The organism is Siminovitchia sp. FSL W7-1587 (assembly GCF_037963795.1).
Classification (GTDB): domain Bacteria; phylum Bacillota; class Bacilli; order Bacillales; family Bacillaceae_C; genus Siminovitchia; species Siminovitchia thermophila.
This window is the reverse complement of record NZ_CP150169.1, coordinates 4,099,973-4,121,630: the sequence shown is the minus strand read 5'-3', so window position 1 is coordinate 4,121,630 and position 21,658 is coordinate 4,099,973. Positions and strand designations below refer to the sequence as shown.

Below are 21,658 nucleotides of genomic sequence, written 5' to 3'. Positions count from 1 at the left end.
TTTTCAATGAAATGTTTTTTTACGGGCGTCATTGTACATTGCATTGATACTTTATGACATTACCTGATTTCATCGCTATTTTTTTCCTTGTGTAATATCAAACTTTGAAATTTTTCTCTGATTATACAATTAAGTTAACGAGAGAATGGCGACAGCTCTAGCAAATGGGCCATTTACTGGAGGAAAAATATCAAAAATGGCGTACTTATAAAATAACGTCCTAAAGATGGAGTATTTATAAAATATGTCCTAAAAAAGGAGAAATCATAATGGTCACATCCAATAAACAAATATTAACATTAGTGCCATTTGATAAATCTGATGTTCCAGGTTTAATCGAGCTGTCTGCATCAGTTGGATGGGATTATGATAAAAAAGAAATTGGAACTGTTCTGTCATCAGGTAAAATATTTGGACATAAAAATGCCGAGGGGGAAATTGTGTCTAGTGCTGCAATCATTCCTTATGATACTTTTTTAGCTTCCATTGGTATGGTTATCGTTCATAAAAATTTTAGAGGTATGGGATTAGGGAAAGAGGCTACTAAAAAATGTATAGAAAGTGTTTCTAAGGAAACTGTCATTATGCTCATTGCAACAGAAGAAGGAAAACCCCTGTATGAAAAAATGGGCTTCAATACTGTTGATTTTGTCCATAAATATATATGTGATCATTATATAGCTAATACTAAACCGTTGAATAACAGTGAGATTATCATTGAAGAGTTTAGTGAAGTTGATATTGATGAATTACTGAAACTTGATGAGGATGCTTTTGGAGACAAAAGAAGCCGTTTTCTCATGGCTCGAATAAAACAATGTGAAAAATGCATGGTTGTTAAAGATAATAATGGATTAATTGTGGGATATGGACTTTCCATTTCAGGGCCAATAAATCTCATATTGGGTCCCATTGTAGCACCAGACTACCAAACAGCAATAGTTTTAATAGATAAATTATCTTCTAAGCATCAAGGAAAATTAAGAATTGATGTCCCATCAGGTAATAATGAGTTTATGATGTTATTGGAAAAAAGTGGATTTGTTAATGTAAATCAACCGCCCATAATGGTTATGAATGCTGTTAATATGCCTTCCAGAAACAATACATTAGTCGGAATTGCCGCCCAAGTTTTTGGGTAATTTGTAAAAACATCGACTTAAAAATAATATGCGGGTCTTTAAAAAATCTTGATAATAAGCAGACAACATGGCACCCTCTCCTTTTAAGATTCATGGGGGATTTTTTATGATTTCTCATACTTGACGACTAAAATCAACCAACCAGATAGCTCTTGAAGGCACTTTACATCTTTGGGAACTTGCCCCTTATCAACTATGCCCACACTGGGCGCACTAAAATAAGAGTCAATGAAAAAATCATCAACTCTTTTTACATCATCATCATCGCTCTTCATCCACATTATTAATAGAATCAGTTACCTCCAGCTTTCATTGCATTTTGTTTTGCTTGTGAACGAAATAATAACTGGTTTAGAATTTTAAGAGAGTTATTTACACACTATCCAAACGAGGGACGGAATGTTTTTATTTCAGACCAACATTCATTGTAAGTTATACAAAGTAGCAAAATCTACGTTTTTCATTCTTTTCTTCCCTAACTATGCAGATTGCCCCTTAACCAAGGTCGCTGTCGATACGGGCCAATCGGAATTTGAATGAGGCTGGTTTTTCCTTGTGGCCCCATGTTGTAAATCTCATCACACAATTTCGGATCAAATCCCAGAAGTGGATGTCCCCCCATGTCGAGTGCCGATGCTGCCAATAGTATTCGTTGTACAAGCATGCCCGCTTCCATTTGTTGGATACGATATCCTCTGTACCCCAGTTCCGTTTTGAAGTAATCTTTGCTCCCTCCTACATGCAGGCAGAGCGGTATCTGAAACATATTTACATTACTTCCCGACAATCCGGATTGTAACAGTAATCGAAAATCTCCAGATTGTATCCGGCGTAATGCGTGAGCTGAGCGGTCATAACGATAAGCACCATCCGGAATACCCTCGATATGATACAAGCAACAGTAAAGTGAGACGCGTGGCTCACGCTCTTTTTGATCAAGTCCATCCAAATCATTTCTGTATGAAAAAGAATCCATTGCCTCCTTCAGCAAAGTAGCCAACTGCAACTGACTTACCTTTCCGAAAACGAAATCTATATCTGGTGAAAATCGCTTTCTGCAGACTTCCGCTAAATCATATGACATTCGCTTCACGTGGGGCAAAACAACCGCTTCACCTTCACATTCAAAATTTCCCTCAACTTTGATTTGCCGAAACGATCTAGTTGTTTCCATCATGGATGCTTCATTCATTTTGGTTAACGCCTGATACTCTAAAACACTTCGGGACTGTGCATCGTGAACAGGTTGAATCGCCGGCAACTCTTGACACAAGTCAGTGCTGGTGAAAGCTGCGTCTGTGTCGCTCTCATCCGTAAAGTTGCTTGTTGGCTCAACTGATAGCGGGATAACCGCATAAACGCTCTCCTCCTGTTCAGAAAGTCCAAGCAGGTGGTTGATGGCTCGATCAAGAAACTGAAAGTATATCCCTGAAGCGAGGCCAAAGCGCTTTGCCACTTCCAGTAACTGTCCAATCAACACACCGGCATCCAATCCTTGCAGACGATAGGAAAAATCATTGTACTTAAAGTAATTTTTCCAAAACATTGTCGACACAAAAACAGTACCAAAACAATCGGATATATGACATTGATTACAAAGAGCGCGCGATATATATGAATCGAAGTTTCCTTCCCGCAGTAACACCAATCGGTGATGTGCCACATCATAATGGTAAACACCCGCAGGAACATTCTCCAACTTTAGATAAATATACAATTCATTGGGATACAATGCGCCACCGGAAGGTACAAAACGCCTATGCGACTGCATGAAATCCATTTTGGCATCCAAGGAATTAACCGATTCGCAAAATTGAGTAATACCGAAGACATACCAAAGAAAATGACCAATTCCATATAAGTCAAGCTTTGAAAATGCTTCTCTGCCTTCAAGCGTCAGTGGCACTTCCAATGAAAGCGGAATCGCAGGCAAACCAAGGTAGAGCTTATACGAAAGCGGCGCATCGTCCCAATCTACTTCCCATTCTGCTGGGACTGCCTTATCAATGTTAAAATGGAGATTGTATAAAAATTCCTCTAAACTCATCCTCCTGCCTCCTAGCCATCGGTTACGGGAATGGATGTGGATATGGATTGAGTTGTTCCAATGTGAGCGGTTGTCTCTCATAACCGAGTTCCATTGGTACCTTGAGCACTCTATCCAGCCCTGTTAAGCGGGTAAGATGTTGCCCGAATGTCATCGGCAACATCCCTGGAATTAGTACTTTCACACAAAACAGTCCGTTTCGTCTGATTTCCGGTGTCGTTTGATCGACTACTATTACATCCAGGTTCAATCGGCTAAACACCTTAAGAACATCCCGCAGTTCATCAGTAAGATCTGCATGCCCTTCCCTGCATTTGAATTCATCTCCAAACGTTCGCAATGGACGATTATTTGCCAGCAAAAAATGCAAGCGTTCTTCCGCTTCCGGCAACCCATACAACATGCCATGATCATCCATCTTCCGCACAAGGGAAGAGTTTTGCAACATTCGCATATACTCCTGCTTATTAGTCTCAAAATGCTCATCGAGTATTAGCATCATGCCAGCCAACTCATGAACCGCGCTCTTCGCAGCTCTTATCGGATCCAGATGAGCACCAGCAGCACTGATGATATTTAGCCCCTCTTTTTTTCTGTTTTTCGCCAACACCAAAACACTTGGAATTCCGTTTTCCATCGTTGAGTTAAAAAAATACAGATCATATCCGCCCACTGCCCGCACACGTTCAATCATCAGCTTTAACTCTTGGTCATCAGTGGAGAAAGGGTCAATGCGCGGGAGTGTCAGCTCGGCATACCAAGTTATCAGAAACGAATCACGCTCAACGACTTCCATAATACCGTAAAAAATGGCCTCCTCTAAACTTCCGCCTACTGCACATCCATTGGAAGTTTCATAGACAAAACCCCCTCCACAGCCCAAGCTGTAATAAGCAAGCAACTCTGGAACCAAAATAGGTCGTTCGAGCAAAAATGAATAGCCCCACACCCAATTAATAGGTTGATCGGGATGAAATGCTTTAAAAGGAAAATCGGACTGTGCATACTGTTCTTGAGAGTGAACGCCTACTTTGATGGGATTGAGTGCCCGGTCTTCCAAATGACGAAAACTGTCATGAATGACTGTTCGTTTTCCAAGGGGAGACAGACCACAATGCCTCTCCAATCCTTCCAAAATAGCTGTGCACTCACTAATCATATATGAATGAGTCCTGCCAGCCACTCCTTCGTCCCCGCTGAACAATGGCAGATTGACACTTACATCGGCAAATGGCAGAACAAGCTCATACGTTTTAGCATTTAATAAACCAGTCCGATGATCGAGATAGTCTTTGATTAGTACATTTTTCAGCTCATCCATCGAACGGCAGCGGTAACTGTCGCTATGGATCTTAAGACTGGGCTGCAGAGAAATGCTGGCCCCTGCAGGTGAATCATTGGGTAAATGGCCGCAAAACGGGCATGATGGGTCGGGAAGAAACGAATGCCACGAACCCTTCAACGTTTTCAGATTCACTAAAAATAAGCGGCCTTCCGAGTAAGCCTGAGCGCCCTCCAATACTTTCCTTGCCTCCGCCTCAAGAAGGCAGGCCAGCTGTGATAGTCCCGTGCGCGATGCCCATGCGTCACGCGGCACTTCTCCGTACGCTTCCAGTCCCTTCTCTATTTCCCACATTTCATTGCGGTCTCGCCCAGCCATAAAGCGTCGCTTGTCGGCACAATTGGAACATCCTGGTGTACCAGGACGTACAAGCGGTCCAATCACACCCTCTCCAAATGAAACAAAGCCTCGCAGCCACGGGATCCCGCTTGTCCGCAACACTTCTTCCGCCTTTTTATGAATGGAAGGATGCCACATATCATGTAATACTAGAACAAGATCAGCTGTTTCCGGTACCCCCGCCTCAAGATTGATACGGCGAACTACTATGTCTTGAGCGCACAGTTCTTTTGACATAATGTCTGCAAGCAACCCTTCTCCTACAACCGCCACTACAGCACTCATCGTGATCCCTCCTCCCGCAACAGCACACCAAATACGCCTGCGATTCCTTCTTTCAAAAATGGTTCCAAGGCCAAATCAAAGACTAAGAGCCTCTTGTTGTTACGCTCCAAAACTTGCATAGCGGAACGAATATCTGGTCCAGTTATCTTTTCACAAGCCGGGATTTCAAGTCTTAAGGGAATCTTTTCTTCCATTAAGATGGACGAAGCCTTCAATGTTTTCAACGTGAGTGAAGCTTCTTTGTTTTGGGCCTTCATAAGCACTTGTTGTAAAGCTTCTCTTAATGCCATTGTGATATTCAAATCTACACTGCCAAACCAGTTGTCCTTCGTACCGACCCATACCAAAGGGAAACCGGCCACTTCCTCTCCTAAACCAATAATTGGCATTCCCTGCATGGTGGCCAGTGATTCCAGATAAAACCGGCAGCGTTCATCCTCTATCTTAGCCAACTGCAATCGGGTAAAAGTCATTTTCTTATGGAACCGCTGCTTGTTCAGTTCCTCATCTAAACACCTTTGCAATCCCCGGCAAACACCTTCAACAAACGTTTCACCCGCACCAACGCCAATGAATTCCTGTACTGCCGCGCTTTCCTCTACTTCGTGAAATGAAGGAGTCATATCAAGCAAATCGACTGCTTGCGAAACATATGCTTCAATTCCGGCCAGACCAGCTTCCCTGCGTGCTTCCTCATGCGTCAGACCGGTACAAACGATTTCCGGCAACAGCTCCGCAGGTCCCTCAGACAACATGTCGGCTACCTGAACCCGGCACTGAGCTAAAGGCAGTTGCTTCAAATCCCCCTCATCCCAAATATGGAAAATCCCGGATTCCTCTGATGTTAACTGATCGAAATAAAGAAGTAATTCATCCGGTTGAACATCTATGTCTGGTTTTCGTTCGCGACGCAATTCTAAATCTCTTACCCATTCAGCAGATAAACGTTGGCCTGCCACCAACGGATGGGGAAAAAAAGAATACCAGTTCCCTTCCAATGTATTCAGATCAAGCAGGTAGATTTGGTTGTCCGGTTCAGTTCCGGCCACTCTTGTAATCTCTTTAAACAAATCAAACACCATTACATTAGCCAGCATTGCGCATGCTGTAGCAGTGAAACCGGGAGCCTGCTGTTCGCCAGAAAATACAGTTCTATGCACGCGCCTCCACGCAGACTCCCAACACCCCTTAGAGTCCGGACGCACCAACGGACCTGCCAGTCCCACATGCTGTTGGCAAATAGCTGGGAAAAAAGTCTTCTTCTCTTCCCTGCAAATCGTATGAAGAACTCTCAATTCCTCTATATCTCCCTCTTGAGATACATACAATATGAAATCAAACGGTTGAACAACCTCTCGCCAAGCACTTATCCCCTCCTTCTGAAAGCGGATCTCTTCTACCTCCACTTCGCTGTCTGTTTTACGAGAGTGTGCCACAATCTCCTTCAATCGCTGTCTATTGGTCGGTACAGTATCCATCATTAACATTTGGAACTTTGGCAAACCGGATTGAAGCAACGAGGATACCAACGAGACGAAAAAAGGACCAGAGCCGACTGCCAACACTTTGGACTGACGATAGGTTTGAAATCGGTTCGCACCAGAACCTCCCAGACTATCTAAAAACTCAATTTGAGAAGCATATTCTTTAACAACCTGATCCATCAACTGATGCGGAAGATCTTGGCTCACATCCCGAACATATCCATTCCGGTACAGTACTTCAGCAATTTCATAGATACGATCCCGGTATGAACCTGGTAATTCCTCCGTTAAATCTTCCAGCGTGTACTCACCGTTAAACATCGGCAATAACTTTTCAATCCACTGATCGATTGCGCTTCCTTCCATGCGGAAAGAACTGACGTTATTTCGGAAATACACACTATTGTTTGAATCAGGGAGAAAAAACGTATCTCTTTTCACCTTCAAGCGCATATCAGGGGTCACATTTGGCATTCCGCTCCTCCTTACCCTTAACTGAATCATCATTATCAATATAATGTTATGTAAAGGAACTTGTTTCTTATGTTAATCTTTTTAAAAAAAGTCCCCGCACAACTTATACAGGGACCTTTGGTATTTTTTTTAACCACCGCATCGACCACCGCAACGGCCGCCGCATCGACCGCCACAACGACCACCACAGCCGCCACCACAACTATAGCAACGGTAACAACTAAAACAACTATAGCAGTTAGAACAATTGAAACAATTAAAACAACTATAACATCGAAAACAACCGCCATAGCCGCCAAAAACGCCGAATTGTCGAGAGGAATCCAAATTGTACTGGCTATAGTCCCAAGGAATTGCCTCACTTGCTTGGAAATCACCCACATTTAACATTTGTAGTTCGTTTTGGAAATCGTTCATTTTTGCCGCCTCCGAAAATGTAATGAAAAGATCTTCCAGAAGTATGGAAAGGTGAACAAAACCAAATGGAATTACAAATGTGTAACTGCTGATTTTAAGTCCACCTGTACTTCAATACTCACAAATTATGAACGATGGGTGGGTATTGTTACTGATTCCAATGCCTATTTTTTATGAGTATTCGTACAACTGTTCATATAGCAAGAAGATCAATCATCAGCTCTAAAGGCGGCTGAGCAAACACTCGAATCAGCTGTCAGCCGCCAAATTGATTAAACCACTCTCGGGCCCGTCCAAAAGGCCTTGTTCTATTATAGGCTACCCGCAATGCTTTCGTATTATCTATAATCCCGTTCCCGTAGTAAATGTCTGGGCCGTTCCTTCCAATATTTTGTGTTGTTTGTGTGATGATATCCAGCACTTCCGTGTTCTTCATATCCGGATTTACAGAACGGATGAGGCCAGCCAAAGCGCTGACATGGGGAGCAGCCATAGATGTGCCGCTGAGACTTGCATACTGCCCGTCCGTAAAAGTGCTGGGAATATAAACTCCAGGCGCCGCTATGTCAATATGATCCCCAAAGTTGGAGAAATGAGCCCGCTTTCCTTCCCAATCGACCGCAGCTACACTGATGACCCCCGGCAGGGCTGCCGGGAAGCTCGGCTGAATTGTATTATCATTTCCGGCCGCTGCGATGACAATGATATCTTTTTCCAATGCGTAACGAATGGCGTCCTTTAAAATGACAGAGGGCTGATAATTCCCCAAGCTCAGGTTGATGACGTTAGCCCCATGATCGGCCGCCCAGCGAATGCCCTCAGCCACATCAAAGGAACCGCCAATTCCTTCGGCATTCATCACTTTTACCGGCATAATCGGGTTATACCATGTAATTCCCGCCACCCCTTCGGCATTATTCGTCACCGCCGCGATAATCCCGGCTACATGAGTGCCATGTCCATTATCGTCATCCGGATTGTCATTTTGAGCAAGAACATTATACCCCTCTGCCAACCGGCCGGATAAATCAGGGTGATCCAAATCCACACCTGTGTCAACTACGGCAATTTTTACATCTTCCGAACCCCGCGTGACATTCCATCCTCTTTCTGTTCCGATCGCCGGCAGATTCCATTGATAATTGCGAAAAAAAGTATCGTTCACTTCATTTTGCAAATAAATATAATGCGGTTCACCAAACGCAACTTGATCGTTTTGGGTAAAATATTGTATCAATTCAGCCGTGGATTGGCTATTTGATTGAAAAATATAGACGGAATCGAGTTTTTTCTTCAGTTCCCCGTCAATTTCCCGGACTATTTTATGGATTTCCGCTTCAGTAGGAGGACCTATAAAATCCACAACGGCTTCTTTATCGTAGTAATGACTTTGATCCTTCTCATTATGGCGGATGATTTTGATAGAGGGGTTGCTGTTCAATTTCATTTTTATATTGTTGCCGACAGAAAGCATATCTACTTTTTGAATACGGGAACTTTCTTGCTGTAAGTTATTCACTTGTAAATTTCTGACACTCTGCTCTTCGTTGGAGTGAAAAGGCTCTTGTTCCGCCTGCCTTTGAAAGTTCACTCCCATAATAGCCGCAAACCCCAAAATAAAGAATAAAGTAATGATAATGGCCTTTCTTCGCATAGTTGCACCTCAAATTGTGACATGAAAATGGGAGCAAATGATCCCTGTTTACCGTATATCCTGTCCAACATGAATTATTTTATAATGGGCAAATTCAGCCCATAAAAAAATGAGTTGACGGATAAACCATCAACTCAGGGATCAAGATAAAAGGAGCCAAATTTTTATAAAAATCAGCCCTGACAAAGCAGATATTCGGTTTTCCCTTCCTTACTTGGGAGGTGGCCGTCTGGCTTTTTTTGGTTTTTGGCTGTTTCATTCTAATCATATTCCCATTAAAAACTGGAAAGCTTTTTTCGAAAAAAAAACAAGGACAGGCTTTCTCCCCCTGTCCTTGCACATTATCCGGAAAACTTCGCGCCGAATTCTTTCATGATCGCTTCAACCTCTTCAACATGTTCTGGTTTTAACAAGCTTTTCATTCTGGGCATAAAGCTCTTGAGATAGCTTTGGTCAAAACTTCTTTCATCCAGTTTCTGAAAGCTTTCGGAAAGTAACACTTCGGCTTTGTCCTGCTCGCCCTCTTTTACTCTTTCCAAAATAAACGACTTGAATTTCTGTTGTCCTGGATTCATCAGCATGCCCCCTATCATGTTCATTCTTCTATTATAATCGTTTTAACGCAGATCAATCCATAAGAAATACTTCATCACCCACCTGAATGTCACCGGTTTTTATGACAGAAGCATAAACACCAAAATGATTATTCCTTTCTTTAACAACTGTTTTGAGCAAGCTGGGGTCCCGTTCCGCATGATTGGGGTCGACCGTGATGATCATGCATCTTTCACAATGTCTTTTTAGCTCTATTTCAACTTGCTTGCCTATTTTTATTTTTTTGCCGAACCATTCCTCTTCGATAAAAGGGATTTTATCTTTTAAAGAAATCAATAGATTGGGACGAAAACGTCGATAATTGACCGATTTCCCCCATATTTCTTGCAGTTTTTCGACGGAGGCATCCGTTACAAGTTGAATATGCTCCTCTTCTATAGCCCCGAGAGGAACTTGCTCGGGTGTATAAACAATTGACGCTACTTCCCTGTTTGCTCTATTTTCAATATCCTTTATCAGATCTTCATCTCCCCAGTTAAACACTTTTCCAGCTGGGGTCGTTATTTCCACTCTAGGATACCGCGTCATCGATTCCTCTCCCGCGAATCTCGCTTTATAGCGGACCATTCCCGGAAATTGAGTAATGGTTAAAAACTTCCCGGGGCGCTTTTTATCTAAAAAGGCGTGGCTTCGATCACCGTATAAGCCATACGCCATTACTTTTGTCTTGTTGACTCTCTCTCCGTGAAAAGATTTTACAGGATGACGAACAATTTCCTTGATATGGCCGATCAGCATTGTATTCCTCCCGCATCTGTTTTATTCAATGGTAACATGCCGGTAACAGCTTCAACACTATATTACTAATTTTCCGCTGATAAATCCTTGAAAATGAAGAAAATAGCAGCCTGGTAAAAGTGATCGCACCGAATGGAAGTACGTTTGTACATTCTAGTTAGTGAACTTTCTGAACTTTTGCCAGGCGGTGATTTCCCGGGAAGGAATCCCGGCTTTTTATATCAAATTGAAAAATATGTATATCTTTCCTCTGCCAACTTATTGTTTTATCCCGCATGTCAGGTGCCGTAATACTCCTACTTCAAGACCTAAGTTGATACAAAAGGTCTAAATGGGAGAAAACGGCACCTAAATGCCCGCTTGGTTGAACTAACATTCAGTAGAAGAGGGAAGAAAACGCCTCAGAATGAAGTTTCACTTTATAAGCTCCAATAAAATAAGCAACCCTTCTTTTAATTCTTCCAACGACGCATAGGCGTATGAAAGGCGAATATGATGTAAATCCCTTGTTTCATAAATGTAGCCTGGATTAATTAAGACATGATAGTGAAGCAATTTTAAAAAAAGAGCCTTGTTGACAACCGGTTCATGGAACCTGAGCCATATGTAAAAACCGCCCTCCGAGTTTTTCCAACTGGCCACCTTCTGAAAGTGCTGTTCTAATAATCCTTCTACAAATGCCGCTCTTCTCTTCAATTGAGTACGGAGATTTTCCAAGTGAATGTCGTATAAACCGGTCGATATCCAGTGAGCAACAATTTCTTGGGAAAAGGCGCTTGAACCATAATCTGTTTGCATCTTAATATCTGCTAATCTTTTCACAACAGGTTCAGGCGCAACTACCCAACCAATCCTTAAACCCGGGCTTAGTGTCTTGGAAACACTGCCGATATATAGCACTTGTCCTGATGTGTCAAACGACTTGATAGGAGGAGATGGCCGCTGAAATAATAATTCATGGTATACATCATCTTCAATAATGGGAATTTGCAGCTCTTTGCACACTTCATACAAATGTTTCTTTTCCTCCAAAGACCAACTATGCCCCGTCGGATTGTTTAATGTCGGCACACAATAAAATAAAGATTGCCTGTTTCTCTTAATTTTTCGCAAATGGCCAGCCAAGCGACTATTTCGTAAAACGGATATCATACGCATGCCGGCTGATTGAAAAGGATGGACGGAATGTAAATATGAGGGCTGTTCCTGGAATACAATCGAGCCCTGTTCTAATAGGCCCATGGCAATTAATTGAAGCGCTTGAAGCGCACCGGAAACAATCAGTATGTTTTCCGGAGCGGTTTCGATTCCCCTGGCTTTTAAATACTTACATAAAATGCCGCGCAACTTTTCGCTTCCTTTCGGCGAGGAATAACCGATTGCCTTTTGTTCAAGTGATATTTCTTGTAAAGACTGCTCCAGCAGTTTTGTTGGCAACAATTCAGGTGATAATTCACCTGTTCCAAGCCGGATGATCCGATCATTTTGTTCAAACTCATTGATCAGTTGAATCGTATGATAGTTCGGTTTATAGATACTTGATTCAATATGCTTCTTCCAATTCGGCTGGGCTTTTCTCAAATGCATGTTCCAAACATTATTCGCCACGTATACGCCTGATCCGACCTTCGATTCCAGCCACCCATCCGCCCGTAATTCATCAAGAGCGAGCTGCACCGTACTGCGATTCACTTCACATTGTGCCGCAAGCTGGCGCTGTGTCGGAAGTTTCGTGCCAACTGTCCAATCCCCTCTCTCAATTCTGGACTTGATCCATTCAACAATTTGTTCATGAATCGTCAAATGAGAGTGTCGATTCGGTTTCCAACTCATCCTATCACCCCTAAATTGGATGGATAAAAAACCATCCAATTGGCTGTTTTCTTTTAGTTGTAACATAGTACGCTAGAATTAGAAAGAAAAAAGAGTAGGCCGATTCGGTTTCCCATTCGCCTCACCATCCCTAAATGGTTGGGCAAAAAACCATCCAATTGGCCGTTTTCTTTTAGTTGTAACATAGTGCGCTAGAATTAGAAAGGAAGCTGATCGTTTTGGAAAGCATTTTACACGGAATCATCTTGGCATTCGGCCTCATTTTGCCTTTAGGTGTGCAGAATGTATTTATATTTTCACAAGGGGCCACCCAGCCAAAATGGATTTGGTCCCTGCCTGCGGCTATTACAGCCGGTCTATGCGATACATTGTTGATTCTTTTGGCCATCTTAGGAGTATCCGCCATTGTGTTGCAATTTGAATGGCTGCGGATGGGCCTCATGGCTGCAGGCATTTTATTTTTACTTTACATGGGGTACGTAATTTGGAGGGCAAAACCCGCAACAACTGAGACGAATAAAGCATTGCCAATCCGCCAGCAAATCATTTTTGCCTTGTCCGTCTCTTTATTAAATCCCCATGCTATCTTGGATATCATCGGCGTCATTGGGACAAGCGCTTTAAAATATACCGGATGGGAACAAATTCTTTTTACAATTTCCTGCATTTCAGTGTCCTGGATTTGGTTCTTTGGATTAACAGCGGCGGGCCGGATCATGAAGCAACTGGATGGCGGAGGAAAATTAATGAACATCTTCAACAAGTGCTCAGCGCTGTTTATATGGGGAACTGCGCTTTATCTCATGCTTGACTTTATTTGAACAGCCCCATCAAGCTGAAAGTAATTTTTTTGCATCCCTGACATAATGCTGTCAAGGAGTTGCTGTATAGTCTTTTATATATTGACTTCAAGAACGAACCGTTATGGCTGAATATCAAATGATGCGATTGGTTGGTTTGCAAGAAAATCATGTAAAAAATGTGTCACTCGAGATTCCAAAGAAGAAGCTTACGGTGTTCACCGGCGTTTCCGGATCAGGCAGTTCGATACAATCAGTAAGGGTCAGTTGAATCAAACTTTTACGACATATATTCAAAATACATTGCCGACGCCCAGTCAACCAAACACATTGTCCATCGAGAATCTTTCCCCTGCGGTAGTCATTAGGAGGAAATGTGCGTTCAGCGCTCGGTACAATCACAGATATTGATTCATTATTACGATTATTATTTTCCCGTATGGAAGAATCCGATGTTTTCTCATTCAATCATCCAAAAGGGACGGTCGCCCTCGGCAACCTATACAGGTATAATGGATACGATAAGAGATTCCTTTGCCCAAGCTTTTTAGTTTCAACTCAAAAGGAGCTTGCCCCGAATGTCAGGGGAACGGATTTATTTATATCGATCTCGTATTCCCCGAAAGTGTTAGAGCTCCTTATGAGAGATGTCATGGCAAACGGTTTAAAGAAGCAGTTCTCCAGTATACATTAAATGGCAAATCCATATAGAATGTTTTAGATCTGACAGTGATGAATGCATGTGCATTTTTTTCGGAGTAAAGAGATCGTTGGCAATTTAAAAACATTATCGGAAGTGGGCCTAGACTACATGACATTGGACCAGCCACTTGACACACTATCTGGTGGAGAGGGCATTCTCCGGGTGAAGAAAGATTCCTAGCGAATTAAGCCAGCCGCTTAATACACTATCTGGTGGAAAGTGTCAGGGAGTGAAACTGGCAAGCGCGTTGCATCGAACCGGAAACATCTACGTGCTTGACGAGCCGACAACTGGACTTCATATGTCCGATATCGAGCTATCTTGAATCGTTTGATTGATAATGGAAGTAGTTATTGCCATTGAACACAATAGATATGATCAAACAAGCGGGTTGGATCATTGACCTTGGACCGGGTGGCGGAAAGAAAGGAGGAGAAATCATGTTTGCTGGTACACCATATGATTTCACAACAAAGAGCAACTCCCTAACCGCACAATATATAAGAAAAGATTTTCAACAGAGGGATGAACATTGAAAATCGAGCGTCTATTTGGAATCACTGTCTTGCTAATCCATCGAAAAAGAATGAAAGCGGCAGAGCTATCCAGGTACTTTGAAGTATCGGAGAGAACGATCTACAGAGATATCAATTCTCTAAGCCGTGCAGGGATTCCCATCCTGTCACTTCCCGGCCAAGAGGGCGGTTATGAATTAATGGAGGGATTTCGATTAGATAAAAAATACCTGACGTTAGACGATCTGCTTTCTATACAATGGGCATTGAAAAGCGTAGAAAACGCAACCGGCTTAAAAGATATTGAGTCTTTGCTTGCAAAAGTCAACCAGTTAATTGATCCAGAATCAATACAGGATCATTGTGTCCATTTTCAAATTTCGCAGTCAAGTGATCTTACGCAGCATCATATTCAAGTCATTTATCACTCGATTCAACATAGCAGAGTGATCAGAATACGATATGTTGACTATAACGGCAATGAAACAGAGCGATATATTGAACCTATGGCCATTTTTTTAAAAGATTACAACTGGTACACTTGGGCTTATTGTTTATTACGACATGAGCTCCGGGTATTCAAACTCACACGTATCATCGAAACACATAACACTGATCGCTATTTTACGAGACGTCCTTATACAATGGAGGATATAGACGCAAAGAAGAATGGGAAATCGGAAAACAACGCAATCCCATTCACAGTGCGCCTCCAGTTTAGTCAAGAGGCGAGAGCACAAGTGCTGGATAATTTCAAGGAAGACGAAATAATGAATCATCCAGATGGGACAATAAGTGTAACGAAAGAATATTACACCATTGATCAAGCCCTTACCCACATTATCAGTTATAGAAACAAAGTCCGTATCATGCATCCGAAAGAATTGATTCACAAGTTTATAAATTGTTTAGATGACATGAAAAACATATATAAAGAATAAAATCGCCATGAAATGGAAAACCAAGAAACCTTCATGCCATAACATTATACATTTTTCCTTAACTAGATTGACAGACGGCTGAACAACCAATATGAAATTCCCAATTAATGGACGGTCCTCTCTCATATCAATGAATCAGGGCGGGACCAAAGACAAACAGTAGGATCATCGGTTTTTGGCGATCCTACTCCCCACTTTCATCAGTCTACATTTCATAGCAATATGAAAAACAGTTCTGTCTCTTTCAAAACTGACTTGCTTTATCCCCTTGGACGCATCTGAAATACCGGGAGAAGAGCAGTTAAAATGCTCATTCTTTTGCCAGCAATTGCAGCTCAATCGCTTCCATTTATAGAGCAAGCCCTATACTACTTTTTTTATGACTCCAACAGCTATCTCCTCTTCCGAAAATGAATTGCGTTTTTCCGAAGCCCTTAAGACAGGTTTCACATATTCCCTATTTATAGTGTGGGTTTGTGTTTTCATATGATATGATTTAGAAAAAGGGACCTCATATCTGTTATTTTGATACGAAATATGAACGAATCAGTCCCGTATGTCTTACACGATAGCGGATGTCACTGTCCAAGCCAGAAATGCCATTCACTTCTTTTAAAATTCCAGGGATAAAGGGTAACAGCTATTATTAATATCCTCATGGAAGAAATCCAGAAAACATCGTTGAATCGTCACAAATAGCAAGCTCGTCATGCAAATGTTGAAGCTTAATATGAAACGGCATTATAAAAATTATGAAATATTCATATAAATCGAGTTGGTTTTAGCATAACATAGAACTAGCGCTCTTCTTTCACTGCAAAGAGGCGCACCAGCCCTAAAAGTAAAGGGGGAATACAAATCGTTAGTAATTTTTCAAAAAGCCTAAATCAATCATTTTGTATGGCCTTTCGTTTGATTTATTTCTCGAGTGCGAATAGATTCTCGTCAAGAATAAGTAATTTTTATTGAGGAGTGTGAATATGAGGAAACCTACTTTTATATATACAAGTATTGGAAGCGGATTTTTTGCTTTAACACTCGTTTGGACAGTATATAACGCATATATGCCGATCATCTTGGGAGACTTTATTGAAAGTCGAGCAATCCGTGGTTCCATTATGGGACTAGACAATTTACTGGCCGTCTTGTTGATTCCCATCATTGGGGCTTGGTCGGACCGACTGAAAACGCCACTTGGCGGACGATTACCATTTTTACTCGTTGGAATGCCATTAGCAGCCTTATTTTTTATTATTCTTCCTTTTTCCAGTCAAACGACTCTTCTCATCTTGCTTATTGTTGATATCATCTTTTTATTGGCGATGACTATTTTCCGTGCGCCAGTCATTGCGTTAATGCCCGATCACACTCCAAAGGACGATCGTTCAAAAGCAAACGGTTATATCAATTTCATGGGCGGGATCGGCGCTTTAATCGCTCTTTTCATTTTAGCCCCACTTTATGATCAATCAATTTATTATCCATTTTCCATAGGTGGTATATTATTATTTCTAGCTGCCGTTCTCTTATTTTTTGTTGTTGAACGAAATCCAAAGTATGCTGCTGTCCATCAAGAAGAAAACGAAGAGGTGAAGGCGTTACAAGCATTAAAGGAAAGTACTTCCAAATTATTCCATACAGATTTTCGAGGGCATTTATTTATTTTACTAGCAATCTTTTTATACTTTATAGGCTACAGTGGGCTAGAAGCGCAATTTACTGTGTACGCCACTGAACATTTACAAGCAAGTCCCGGAGATGCGGGGTTGACACTTGGTTTTTTTAGTTTATCATTTGTCGTGTTTGCAATTCCTGCGGGTATCATTGGAACACGGCTTGGCAAAGGAAAGACGATGTTACTCGGGTTGGTTTTCTTACCTATTGTATTTTTAATCATGCCTTGGCTCAGTTCCATGTTCGTTCTGAAAATAGTCCTATTTATTGGCGGAATCGCTTGGGCGTTCATTAACGTGCAGGCCTATCCGCTCGTTGCCGATCTGGGAGGACTGACAAAAATTGGCTTTTTTACTGGAATGTATTACTTGTTCTCTATGTCAGCATCTGTCATTGCACCCGCGACACTCGGTTTAACAATGGACTTATTCGGACATCCAGCATTATTTTACACTGCCGCTCTTACATTTGTTATCGCCTATTTGTTGCTACAAACGGGAATAAAGCAAGTAAAGGGAAAAACAGCTTAATCTTTAGACGAAAATGAAAAACGCTTATCCATTTTTAAGATGAAAATAAGCGTTTTTTTTATTTGAAGGTCGGTCTCAACATTGATCACAAACCAAAGGAATTGTTTTGGATATTCCCTTCATATCTTGATCGCTCCCCGAAATAATAAATAGTAACCATCTCCCGCTGCATCCTCTTGCGAACATAAGTCTACCACTTCACGCCCTTTTTTTGTTATCGCCTATGGTCTTACCGTTTATCCCACTTTATTTAGTTACATGTTCATCAATGAATCAATCAATTCCTCATCCAGTTGCTCCTCAGAAATGACCCGAAATCCGTTTCTTTTTAATAATGCGGAAGTAACTCCGTCCCCAACAACTTGATTACCTTTGAACTCGCCGTCATAGATCATGGAACTTCCGCAAGAAGGGCTGTTTTCTTTCAGAATAACAATGGACGCATTGATTTCCTTCGCTTTTTCCAAAGTGGCGTAAGCCCCTTTTATATAAAAATCCGTTACATCCGCGCCTGATTTTGTCAGGACTTTTGCCTTGCCATCCAAGACATCAAAACCATTACCGGCTAAAATTTCCGCTGGTTCTCTTGGAATCGGCAACCCACCGCATAATTCAGGGCAGATCATGGCCGCCTTCTTTTCCGCCACCAATCTATGGATTTGTTTATTTAAACAATGTGTTCCATTATATCTAACTTCAAGTCCTGCCAGACATGAACTGACCAAGATCATTCAACTGCCCCCTTTTTTCTTGATTCTCTACCTATTTTACTATATGTAAGATACTTATGATTTCTCATTGAATATTTTTTACACTTTCTATATAATTAGAACCAGGTACTAAAACTTGGTGATAAATAAGGGTGATTTTATGTATTCATTCGTTTTAATCTTGGCAACGATCATAATTCGAACTCTTGGTAAAGTGGAAGTTCAAAATAAACAAACACTCCCTCGTGAAGGGGGCTATGTTTTAACTTGTACTCATAAAGGATGGCTGGATGTTGTCGTTCTAGCCATTTGCACGCCACGCCCGATCCACTTTATGGCAAAACAAGAACTGTTCCAAAACAAGTTGATTGCCCGTTTTCTTTTTGCGATCAATGCCTTTCCGGTCAACCGCGAAACCCCTTCACCCAGCAGCATCAAGATACCTGTGAAACAATTAAAATCCGGAGAAGTTGTCGGAATATTCCCCGGGGGAACAAGGACGGTAGAAGATGTTTCCTTAAAGCGAGGAGCCGTTACGATCGCCAATTTGGCGAAGGTTCCAGTCGTTCCCGCAGCATACGAAGGGCCTGCTACTTTAAAAGAACTCGTAAAAGCGCGAAAAGCTACAGTCATTTTTGGAGAACCCTTCCATGTCAATACAAATAGTAAAGATGAGTTGAATGCTTTTACTAATCTTCTATCCGAAAAAACACATTTTTTGCAAAGCCAAATAAGCAAACAAAATTGAGTTTTATATGGTTGAGAATGTTACCAGGTCATAATATCTACTGATCTAAAGGAGCGATTATATGAATAACATCCCATCCAAAGCAAGAATAACCGCATTAGGAACTTATGTGCCAGAAAAAATACTGACAAATGATGATTTAGAACAAATGGTAGATACGAGCGATGAGTGGATTGTACAAAGAACAGGCATGAAGGAAAGAAGGATTGCCAATGAAAACGAATTTACATCCACATTGGCATTCAAAGCGATAGAACATTTAATTCAACAATACAACAAAGATCTTTCTGATGTGGATTGTATCCTCGTATCAACCACAACACCTGACTTTACATTTCCAAGTGTAGCTAGCCAAATTCAAGAGCATTTTCGCATTCAGCAAGCAGGCGCAATGGATCTGAATGCGGCTTGCGCCGGATTTACGTACGGATTGCATGTGGCCAATGGGCTCATTACATCCGGCCTTCATCGTAAAGTCTTATTCGTCGCTTCAGAAACCTTATCCAAGATCACGGACTATACAGACAGGACGACATGCGTCTTATTTGGAGACGGCGCAGCAGCAGTTTTAGTGGAAAAAGATGAGGAACTGCCAAGTTTCATCGCAAGCCATATGGGGACCCATGGAGCAGGCGGGATACATTTATATCGAACAAACTTATCCAAGCAAATGCATGGAAATGGCCTCAGTAAAATTGGGAAAATTGTCCAAAATGGAAGAGAAATATATAAGTGGGCTTCACGTACACTTCCATCGGGTATAAACGAGTTGCTGAAACAAGCAGGGATGCAAATGGATGACATCGACTGGTTTGTTCCCCACAGTGCCAACTTGAGAATGGTCGAATCTATATGTGAAAGATCGGGCTTATCCTTGGATCAAACATTGACAAGCGTTGAATATATGGGAAATACATCTTCGGTTTCTATCCCATTGGCATTACAAATTGGGATCAATGAGGGCAAATTGAAAACCGGGGATACCCTGTTAGTTTATGGATTTGGCGGAGGTCTTACACATGCAGGACTGATTATGAAGTGGGGTGCTGATCATGTTGGACACCCAAAAAGTGAAGGATATAATTAGACATCGCCATCCATTTCTATTGGTTGATAAGGTTATAGAGCTGGAAGAAGGAAAAAGAGCAATTGGAATCAAAAATGTAAGCATAAATGAACACTTTTTTAATGGTCATTTCCCTGATCATCCAGTCATGCCGGGTGTATTAGTTGTAGAAGCATTGGCTCAAGTAAGTGCAATTGTCATGCTATCTAAAGATGAAAACAAGGGAAACATTGGGTTATTGGCAGGAATAGATAAATGCCGTTTTAAAAAGCAGGTAAAACCAGGAGATCAGCTCCGGCTCGAAGTTGAAATTATGCGAGTAAAAGGTTCTATTGGCAAGAGAAAAGGAATTGCTGCCGTTGATGGGGAATTAGTTTGCCAATTGGAACTCATTATTGCATTTAGTGATCAACCGTAAAAATCAGCCTGGGGAGTCGCCCCTCCCCTTTCCTGAAAGAATGTAAAGCTTCCCTGATCATTTTCTCCTATTTCGCGTGTCATTACCATTACCTGCGACACTGTTTGAATGACTTTCACCTTACACTTCCATTTTATATTTTTCCGCATTCATTTGAGTCTTGCTTGAATCGCTTGATTCCGAATTGACATTGAGCAAGACGACCCCGACGATAATGAATAAAATAGCAAAACCCTTTGTCACCGTTAATGTCTCCTTGAAAACAAGATATCCGATAATGGCAATAGCTGCCGTGCCCACCCCTGACCAAATCGCGTAGGCAACACTTACCGGAATGGTTTTCAAGGAAAAAGTAAGACTGGCAAAAGCAAGTATGTAAAAGACAATCATGGAGATGGAAGGAGTCACTTTGGTAAACCCTTCGGACAACTTCATCGAGACGGTTCCTGCTATTTCAAATAAGATTGCGACTGCCAAATAAAACCAAGACATATTCTTCCTCCTTGTCGTTAATGATGGCACATCCACCATCATTGCTACATTTTCTTCTAGTGAGTTCATTGACTGGGCATAAAAATAATGGCAGTGAGCGTAATTCTCCACTTTCCATCCCAAGCTTCAGAAGCTGTTGGGTCGTAAGCCATTCAAAGTGGTTCATTTTGTTTATTCTCTCTGAAGCCAACCGTTCATTTGCTCTGAACTCTGCTTTGGGAACAATCAAGCAGTCCGCCATTGCTTTCATTGTAAAACTTTCACTCCTACAATTGCCTAAAACACATGTTGCTTCGATAATCGTTCTTTTGCTGTTCCCTTGTTCCGCACGACATCATTCCATTGCCAGTTCAACCTTTTAACCTACGATTTTAAAAACGGGGATCAAACATAAACGTTCTCCAATACGGTTATTGGCGTTTGGATTATACTATTCAGATACCACATTCGTCAATGGAACGCGCGAATAAAATTCAAAAAAAAACAGCCATCTTATTTGATGGCTAAGCCGTATTTTCCCACGTTTTCCTCAAAAAGGTGTTAGTTCGTACTGTCTCCATTCATCTCTTTTCGATCATATCGCTATTGAAAATCCCGGTTTCATCCAATTCTGCAAGGAAGCCTATACACCGAGCCTTCAAAATCGGCCGCTCAACCATGGCGGGGCCGACATCTGTTCTTCCGCATGCAT

At 41.7% G+C, this 21,658-nt stretch carries 21 protein-coding genes; 10 read left to right on the top strand and 11 right to left on the bottom strand.

Annotation, left to right across the window (positions count from 1 at the left end):
• Positions 1-269: 269 nt before the first annotated feature.
• Positions 270-1,142, top strand: a complete 873-nt coding sequence (locus NST31_RS19295; RefSeq protein WP_339162713.1) for a GNAT family N-acetyltransferase — start codon at positions 270-272, stop codon at positions 1,140-1,142.
• A 475-nt stretch (positions 1,143-1,617) separates the two neighbouring features.
• Here NST31_RS19295 and NST31_RS19290 read toward each other — a convergent pair whose 3' ends face one another.
• From NST31_RS19290 to NST31_RS19255, 8 genes are all read right to left on the bottom strand, one after another.
• Entirely contained in the window at positions 1,618-3,189 is a 1,572-nt protein-coding gene (locus tag NST31_RS19290; protein ID WP_339162711.1) for a SagB family peptide dehydrogenase, read from the bottom strand.
• 22 nt (positions 3,190-3,211) lie between these two features.
• Positions 3,212-5,155 (bottom strand): TOMM precursor leader peptide-binding protein, encoded by a 1,944-nt coding sequence (locus NST31_RS19285; protein ID WP_339162708.1) that lies wholly within the window; start codon positions 5,153-5,155, stop codon positions 3,212-3,214.
• Positions 5,152-7,113: a putative thiazole-containing bacteriocin maturation protein gene (locus tag NST31_RS19280; RefSeq protein WP_339162705.1), complete on the bottom strand. Its 1,962-nt coding sequence runs from the start codon at positions 7,111-7,113 to the stop codon at positions 5,152-5,154. Before NST31_RS19280 ends, NST31_RS19285 begins: the two co-directional genes overlap by 4 nt.
• A gap of 35 nt (positions 7,114-7,148) precedes the next feature.
• Entirely contained in the window at positions 7,149-7,475 is a 327-nt protein-coding gene (locus NST31_RS19275; protein WP_339162703.1) for a hypothetical protein, read from the bottom strand.
• Positions 7,476-7,786: 311 nt separating this feature from the next.
• Positions 7,787-9,184 (bottom strand): S8 family peptidase, encoded by a 1,398-nt coding sequence (locus tag NST31_RS19270; protein WP_339162702.1) that lies wholly within the window; start codon positions 9,182-9,184, stop codon positions 7,787-7,789.
• Positions 9,185-9,525: 341 nt separating this feature from the next.
• Positions 9,526-9,759 carry a hypothetical protein gene (locus NST31_RS19265; RefSeq protein ID WP_077114170.1) on the bottom strand — a complete coding sequence of 78 codons (234 nt, stop codon included), beginning with the start codon at positions 9,757-9,759 and terminating at the stop codon, positions 9,526-9,528.
• A 52-nt stretch (positions 9,760-9,811) separates the two neighbouring features.
• Positions 9,812-10,537 carry an MOSC N-terminal beta barrel domain-containing protein gene (locus tag NST31_RS19260; RefSeq protein ID WP_205179800.1) on the bottom strand — a complete coding sequence of 242 codons (726 nt, stop codon included), beginning with the start codon at positions 10,535-10,537 and terminating at the stop codon, positions 9,812-9,814.
• A gap of 414 nt (positions 10,538-10,951) precedes the next feature.
• Complete coding sequence (locus tag NST31_RS19255; protein ID WP_339162700.1) at positions 10,952-12,370, bottom strand: PLP-dependent aminotransferase family protein; 1,419 nt, start codon at positions 12,368-12,370, stop codon at positions 10,952-10,954.
• A 218-nt stretch (positions 12,371-12,588) separates the two neighbouring features.
• Here NST31_RS19255 and NST31_RS19250 point away from each other — a divergent pair, with 218 nt between their 5' ends.
• From NST31_RS19250 to NST31_RS19225, 6 genes are all read left to right on the top strand, one after another.
• Entirely contained in the window at positions 12,589-13,191 is a 603-nt protein-coding gene (locus tag NST31_RS19250) for a LysE/ArgO family amino acid transporter (protein ID WP_205179804.1), read from the top strand.
• Positions 13,192-13,546: 355 nt separating this feature from the next.
• On the top strand, positions 13,547-13,864 hold the full coding sequence (locus tag NST31_RS19245; protein ID WP_339162699.1) for a hypothetical protein: 318 nt from the start codon (positions 13,547-13,549) through the stop codon (positions 13,862-13,864).
• Positions 13,865-14,102: 238 nt separating this feature from the next.
• Positions 14,103-14,198, top strand: coding sequence for a hypothetical protein (locus NST31_RS19240; protein WP_205179807.1), 96 nt, complete (start codon positions 14,103-14,105; stop codon positions 14,196-14,198).
• A 34-nt stretch (positions 14,199-14,232) separates the two neighbouring features.
• A complete protein-coding gene (locus tag NST31_RS19235) occupies positions 14,233-14,409 on the top strand; it encodes a hypothetical protein (protein ID WP_205179809.1) in 177 nt (58 codons plus the stop codon).
• Positions 14,406-15,329 (top strand): YafY family protein, encoded by a 924-nt coding sequence (locus tag NST31_RS19230; protein ID WP_339162696.1) that lies wholly within the window; start codon positions 14,406-14,408, stop codon positions 15,327-15,329. The genes NST31_RS19235 and NST31_RS19230 overlap by 4 nt, the downstream gene beginning before the upstream one ends.
• A gap of 980 nt (positions 15,330-16,309) precedes the next feature.
• Complete coding sequence (locus NST31_RS19225; protein ID WP_339162694.1) at positions 16,310-17,533, top strand: MFS transporter; 1,224 nt, start codon at positions 16,310-16,312, stop codon at positions 17,531-17,533.
• A 254-nt stretch (positions 17,534-17,787) separates the two neighbouring features.
• Here the strand turns inward: NST31_RS19225 and NST31_RS19220 are convergent, their stop codons facing one another.
• Complete coding sequence (locus tag NST31_RS19220; protein WP_339162693.1) at positions 17,788-18,264, bottom strand: DUF523 domain-containing protein; 477 nt, start codon at positions 18,262-18,264, stop codon at positions 17,788-17,790.
• 139 nt (positions 18,265-18,403) lie between these two features.
• On the opposite strand from NST31_RS19220, the gene NST31_RS19215 reads away from it, so the two are divergent.
• The 3 genes from NST31_RS19215 to fabZ all read left to right on the top strand — a co-directional run bounded on the left by NST31_RS19215 (position 18,404) and on the right by fabZ (position 20,475).
• The gene (locus tag NST31_RS19215; protein WP_339162691.1) at positions 18,404-18,991 is read left to right on the top strand and encodes a lysophospholipid acyltransferase family protein; all 588 of its coding nucleotides are present in this window, start codon (positions 18,404-18,406) and stop codon (positions 18,989-18,991) included.
• Between the two features lie 70 nt (positions 18,992-19,061).
• Positions 19,062-20,078, top strand: a complete 1,017-nt coding sequence (locus NST31_RS19210; RefSeq protein WP_328799806.1) for a ketoacyl-ACP synthase III — start codon at positions 19,062-19,064, stop codon at positions 20,076-20,078.
• A complete protein-coding gene (gene fabZ / locus NST31_RS19205; RefSeq protein ID WP_205179817.1) occupies positions 20,044-20,475 on the top strand; it encodes a 3-hydroxyacyl-ACP dehydratase FabZ in 432 nt (143 codons plus the stop codon). Before NST31_RS19210 ends, fabZ begins: the two co-directional genes overlap by 35 nt.
• A 120-nt stretch (positions 20,476-20,595) precedes the next feature.
• On the opposite strand, the gene NST31_RS19200 is transcribed toward fabZ, so the two are convergent.
• Complete coding sequence (locus NST31_RS19200) at positions 20,596-20,967, bottom strand: multidrug efflux SMR transporter (protein ID WP_205179819.1); 372 nt, start codon at positions 20,965-20,967, stop codon at positions 20,596-20,598.
• The gene (locus NST31_RS19195) at positions 20,930-21,217 is read right to left on the bottom strand and encodes a hypothetical protein (RefSeq protein ID WP_205179821.1); all 288 of its coding nucleotides are present in this window, start codon (positions 21,215-21,217) and stop codon (positions 20,930-20,932) included. Before NST31_RS19195 ends, NST31_RS19200 begins: the two co-directional genes overlap by 38 nt.
• Positions 21,218-21,658: the final 441 nt, after the last annotated feature.